The organism is Kitasatospora sp. NPDC057512 (assembly GCF_042802135.1).
Taxonomy (GTDB): Bacteria; Actinomycetota; Actinomycetes; order Streptomycetales; family Streptomycetaceae; genus Kitasatospora.
This window is the reverse complement of record NZ_JBHVET010000554.1, coordinates 1-5936: the sequence shown is the minus strand read 5'-3', so window position 1 is coordinate 5936 and position 5936 is coordinate 1. Positions and strand designations below refer to the sequence as shown.

The 5936-nt window shown below is 75.0% G+C and carries 4 protein-coding genes; all 4 read left to right on the top strand.

All coding sequences use genetic code 11. The annotated features are described in order from the left end of the window. Positions 1–375 precede the first annotated feature (375 nt). Entirely contained in the window at positions 376–2004 is a 1629-nt protein-coding gene (locus ACFU6K_RS28920; protein ID WP_380667903.1) for an alpha/beta hydrolase, read from the top strand. A gap of 367 nt (positions 2005–2371) precedes the next feature. Next, complete coding sequence (locus ACFU6K_RS28915; protein WP_380667907.1) at positions 2372–2926, top strand: DsbA family protein; 555 nt, start codon at positions 2372–2374, stop codon at positions 2924–2926. 475 nt (positions 2927–3401) lie between these two features. Next, positions 3402–5312 carry an ATP-dependent zinc metalloprotease FtsH gene (gene ftsH, locus ACFU6K_RS28910; RefSeq protein ID WP_380667905.1) on the top strand — a complete coding sequence of 637 codons (1911 nt, stop codon included), beginning with the start codon at positions 3402–3404 and terminating at the stop codon, positions 5310–5312. 66 nt (positions 5313–5378) lie between these two features. Then, positions 5379–5936: ammonia-dependent NAD(+) synthetase (gene nadE, locus ACFU6K_RS28905; protein WP_380667901.1), on the top strand; the 558-nt coding region annotated here is incomplete at its 3' end.

The window sequence follows — 5936 nt, the reverse complement described above, 5'->3', positions numbered from 1 at the left end:
ACCCTGCCGATCGGCAGGGTCGAGACAGGGTGGCGACAGAGCCCGGGAGCGGAGAGGCGTGCCCCGCCGCCACCGAGAGGCTCCGCAGTCGGACCGAGCCGGGTCGGACCGAGCCCGTCAGTCCACCGGCCCGTCACCCGGTCGGCCGGTGGCAGCCGGTTCGGCGCAAGCCCCCCGTCCGGGGGTCTCCGCAGGGCATCGGCGGTCCCCGGCCCCTAGGGTCTGTGGTGCGTCGGCGAACCGAGTGCCGCGCGCACGCAGGCCCGTCAGGCGTAGGCCGTCCCGCCGTGAGCCCTCCCGCCGTGCGCCGGGGTGTCCGGCAGGCCCGAGACCGCGCGCCGGGGTGCCCGGCCGACCGAGAGGTGGACCCGCCCCATGCACACCGTCGTCCGCGGCGCCGGAGCGTTCGGCCTGACCGTCCTGCTGCTCACCGCCGCCACCGGCTGCCAGGGCGACGGCTCCTCCGCCGCGGAGCCCGCGCCGACCTCCCCGACCTCCCCGACCTCCCCGGCCACCGGAACGGCGGCAGGCACCGGCACCGGCACCGGCACCGCCACCGCGGCCGCCACCGGACTGGCCGCCCAGCAGCTGGACTGGCACGCCTGCGCCGCCCCCACCGGCGCCCAGGGCGACGGCACCGCGCCCGCCGCCGACTGGCAGTGCGCCACCCTCAAGACCCCGCTGGACCACGGCAAACCGGACGGCGCGACGATCGGCCTCGCGCTGATCCGCAGCCGGGCCAAGGACGAGCAGCACCGGATCGGCTCGCTGCTGTTCAACTTCGGCGGCCCCGGCGCCTCCGGCGTGGCCACCCTGCCGGCCCTGGCCGCGACCTACTCCTCCCTCAACTCCCGCTACGACCTGGTGAGTTTCGACCCGCGCGGGGTCGGCGCCAGCGACGGGGTGACGTGTCTGGACGACCGGGCGATGGACGCCGCCACCGCCGCCGACAGCACCCCCGACACCCCCGACGCGGTGAAGGCCCTGGACGACGGCAACGCCCGCTTCGTCGCCGCCTGCGAGCACAACTCCGGCGCGGTGCTGCCGTACGTGGACACCGAGAGCGCCGCGCGCGACATGGACCTGATGCGGCAGGTGCTGGGCGACCGGAAGCTGTCCTACTTCGGCATCAGCTACGGCACCCAGCTCGGCGGCGTCTACGCCCACCTGTTCCCGCAGCAGGTCGGCCGGATGGTGCTGGACTCGGTGGTCGACCCCACCAAGGACCCGCAGCAGGCCGCGCTCGGCCAGGCCCAGGGCTTCCAACTCGCCCTCGGCGACTTCATGAAGGCCTGCGCCGCCCAGGCCGGGGCCGCCTGCCCGACCGGTGCGGGCGGCGACGAGGGCACCGCGAAGGTCACCGCCCTGGTGCGGAAACTGGCGCAGTCGCCGCTGCCCACCACGCAGGGGCGGCAGCTCACCGAGAGCCTGGCGATCACCGGCATCGCGGGCGCCCTGTACAGCCAGGAGACCTGGCCCGTGCTGGCCGCCGGGCTCACCCAGGCGATGGATCAGGGGACCGGCGACACGCTGCTCCAGCTCTCCGACGCGCTGAACGGGCGCGACGCGCAGGGGCACTACAGCAACCTGAACGCCGCGAACCGGGCGATCAGTTGCGTGGACGCCCGGCAGCGCTACTCGGACCAGGACGTGCAGCAGCAGCTGCCGCAGTTCCAGGCCGCCTCCCCGGTGTTCGGGTCCTACACCGCCTGGGGCCTGACCGCCTGCACCGGCTGGCCCGTTCCCGGCAAGGCCGCCCACCCGGAGGTGTCCGCACCGGGGGCCGCCCCGATCCTGGTGGTCGGCACCACCGGCGATCCGGCCACCCCGGTGGAGGGCGCCCGTACGATGGCGCAGCAGCTCGGCGCGGGCGTCGGCGTCACCGTCACGCTGCAGGGCGAGGGGCACGGCGGCTACAACACCGGCAACCCGTGCCTGAAGCAGACCGTGGACGCCTACCTGCTGGACGGGACGGTGCCGGCGGACGGGACGACCTGCGGCTGAGCGGTCGGAAGGGCGTGCAGGGCGTGCAGGGCGCGCAGGGCGTGCGGGGCGTGCGGGGCGCGCAGGGCGTGCGGGGCGTGCGGGGCCGGACGGCCTGGAGTGAAAGTGGCCCACTGGAATGCCCGTTGATTGGCCCTGGAGAGTGGGCCACTCTGTCACTAATCTCTTCATCGTGACCAACGACGTGACGAACACCGCGCCCGCCCAGCAGCACCTCGACCAGCTCGCCGCCGAGCTTCCCGACCGGCTTTCCACCGAGCTTTCCGCCCAGCTTCCCGACCGGCACCCCGGCAACGGCGGCCACCGGGCCGACAACGACACCGTCAAGGTCGACTTCTACTTCGACCCGGTCTGCCCCTTCGCCTGGATAACCTCCCGGTGGATCCTGGAGGTCGAGAAGCAGCGCGAACTCGACCTGAACTTCCGGGTGATGAGCCTGTCCGTCCTCAACGAGGGCCGCACCGACCTGCCCGAGCGCTACCAGCGCCTGATGACCACCGGCTGGGGCCCCGTGCGGGTCTGCATCGCCGCCGCCGAGCAGCACGGCCCGCAGGTGCTGCGCGAGCTGTACACCGAGCTCGGCACCCGGCTGCACGACCAGGACCGGGCCGCCGACGACGCCGTCATCCGGGAGGCGCTGGCGGCGGCGGGCCTGCCGGAGGAGCTGGCCGAGGCGGCGAACAGCACCGAGTACGACGAGGCCCTGCGCAAGAGCCACCACGAGGGCATGGACCCGGTCGGCGAGGAGGTCGGCACGCCGACCATCCACGTGGACGGCGTCGCCTTCTTCGGCCCGGTGCTGAGCGCCATCCCGCGCGGCGAGGACGCCGTACGGGTCTTCGACGGTGTGCGGCTGCTGGCCGGCTACCCGAGGTTCTTCGAGCTCAAGCGGACCCGGACGGACGCGCTCGACTTCTCCTGAACCGGCCCGCCTCTCCTGCCGGCCCGCTTCTCCTGAGCCGGCCCGCCTCTCCTGAACCGGCCCGCGCCGGGCGGGGCGTACCCCCGAGTGGACCGCTGCCACCCCCTTCGGCCTCCCGTCCGGGCGCGGAGAGTCCGACCATGGAGGGGCGGAGGCTGTCCGGCCCCCCGAGAGGCGGTGAGCGTGGATGATCGCACGAATCCGGCTGCGCGCCGCCCGTCACCCCACGACCCCGCCAGGCGCCGGTTCCGACCCCGGCCCCGGTACCCGCCAGGGCCCCGACCCCGGCCCCGGGACCCGCCAGGGCTCCGGCCCCGACCCCGGCCCGAGGCAGGGCGGCTGGGGCCAACCCCGGGGACCGGGCCAGGGCTCAGGCCCGGGTTCAGGCCGGGGCTCAGGCCCAGGCCGGAACCAGCGCCCGGGCCCCGGCCCGGGCGGCCCGGCCAAGCCCCCGCCGCCCTCCTGGCGCCGCTGGCTGCTGCCCGTCGCCGTGCTGGCGACGCTGCTCCTGCTGGTGCTCTTCTCCAACCCCGGCAAGCCCGGCACCCGCTACGGCTACACCGACTTCGTGAACCGGGTCGACGCCGGCCAGGTGCAGACCGTGGACGTCAGCGACACCGGCGCGGTGAGCGGCACGCTCAAGGACGGCACCCACTTCACCAGCCAGATCCCGACCGCCCTGGACACCTCCCAGCTCAGCAGCGCGCTCTCCGACCACCACGTGACCGTCACCGGCAGCCGGAGCAGCAGCGGCGGCTCGATCTGGTCCACCCTGCTGCTGTTCCTGCCGCTGCTGATCTTCGGCGGGCTCTTCCTCTGGTCCGGCCGGATGGCCGCCCGCTCGCTGGGCGGCGGCCTGAGCGCCATCGGGCGGTCCCGGGCCAAGATCATCGAGGCCGAGCGGCCGGACACCGGGTTCGCCGACGTGGCCGGGTACGAGGGGGTGAAGCAGGAGGTCAGCGAGGTGGTCGACTTCCTGCGCAGCCCGGAGCGGTACGCTGCCGCCGGGGCCAAGGGGCCACGCGGGGTGATCATGGTCGGGCCGCCCGGCACCGGCAAGACCCTGCTCGCCCGGGCGGTCGCCGGCGAGGCCTCGGTGCCCTTCCTCTCGGTGACCGGCTCCGGCTTCGTGGAGATGTTCGTCGGCGTCGGCGCCTCCCGGGTCCGCGACCTCTTCGACGAGGCCCGCAAACGCGCGCCGTCGATCATCTTCATCGACGAGATCGACGCCGTCGGCGGCCGCCGGGCGGGCGGCACCCGGCTCGGCGGCAACGACGAGCGCGAGCAGACCCTGAACCAGCTGCTCGCCGAGATGGACGGCTTCGACCAGAGCACCGGCATCGTCGTCATCGCCGCCACCAACCGCCCGGACGCCCTCGACCCGGCCCTGCTGCGCCCCGGCCGCTTCGACCGTCAGGTCACCGTCCCGCTGCCCAACCAGGCCGAGCGGGCCGCCATCCTCGCCGTGCACGCCCGCGGCAAGACCCTGGCCCCGGACGTCGACCTCGGGCGGCTCGCCCGCGGCACCCCCGGCTTCTCCGGCGCCGACCTCGCCAACCTGGTCAACGAGGCGGCCATCAACGCCGTGCGCGCCGACCGGGCCACCCTCACCGCCGACGACCTCGACACCGCCCGCGACCGGGTGCTGCTCGGCCGCCGGGAGTCCTCCAACGCGCTGCTGCCCGACGAGCGGCACGCCGTCGCGGTGCACGAGTCCGGACACGCGCTGGTCGCCGCGCTGTGTGAGCACGCCGACCCGGTCGCCAAGGTGACGATCCTCCCGGCCGGCGTCGCCCTCGGCGCCACCGAGCAACTGCCCGAGGCCGAACGGCACCTGTACAGCGAGGGCTACCTGACCGACCTGATCACCGTCCAGCTCGGCGGCCGGGCGGCGGAGCTGGTGGTCTTCGGCGAGGGCTCCACCGGCGCCGCGAACGACCTCGCCAACGCCACCTCGGTCGCCACCCGGATGGTCCGCGAGTTCGGCCTCTCCCCGGAACTCGGCCCGGTCGGCTACTCCAGCGGCACCCCGCACTACCTCGGCGACAACCCCGAGGACCTGCTGCGCCGCCCGTACTCCGAGCAGACCCAGCGCGCCGTGGACGAGGCGGTGGCCCGCCTGCTGCGCGGCGCCGAGCGGCGGGCCGTCGCCCTGCTCACCGAACACCGGCGCCACCTGGACGAGCTGGCGGCGCTGCTGGTCGCCCAGGAGACGGTGGACGGCCGGGTGGTGCTCGACATCCTGTCGCACCCGGCGCCGGGCCCGGAGCGGCCGGTCTCGCTGCGCAAGCCGGACGCGCCCGAGGCGGCGGCGGACGCGGATGCGCGGGCAGCGCAGCACGGGCCGGGCGAAGCGGCGGAACCGGGGGAGGCCCCCCGCCCGTGACGGCCGCGTCGCCGGTGGTCGTATCCTCGTGATCGCGTCACGTACCCACCGTCCCGAGGAGTCGGAATGACCGAGCCCCTGCCCGCCGACGTCCAGCGGGAGATCGCCCGTGCCCTCGGGGTCGTCCCCGTGCCGGACCCCGTGAGGGAGGCCGAGCGACGGGTGGACTTCCTGGCCGACCAGGTGCGGGCCACCGGCGCGCGCAGCCTGGTGCTCGGCATCAGCGGCGGCGTCGACTCCACCACCGCCGGGCGCCTGTGCCAGCTCGCCGTCGAGCGGCTGCGGGCCGAGGGGCGCCAGGTGACCTTCACCGCCATGCGGCTGCCGTACGGCGTCCAGGCGGACGAGGCGGACGCCCAGCTCGCGCTCGGCTTCATCCGCGCCGACGAGGTGCTGACCGTCGACGTCAAGCCCGCCACCGACGGCGCGCTCGCCGCCCTGAAGGCCGCCGGCCTGACCTACGGCGACCACGGCCACGAGGACTTCGTCGGCGGCAACGTCAAGGCCCGCCAGCGGATGGTGGTCCAGTACGCGGCGGCGGGTGCCAAGGGCGGGCTGGTCGTCGGCACCGACCACGCGGCCGAGGCCGCGGTCGGCTTCTTCACCAAGTTCGGCGACGGCGCG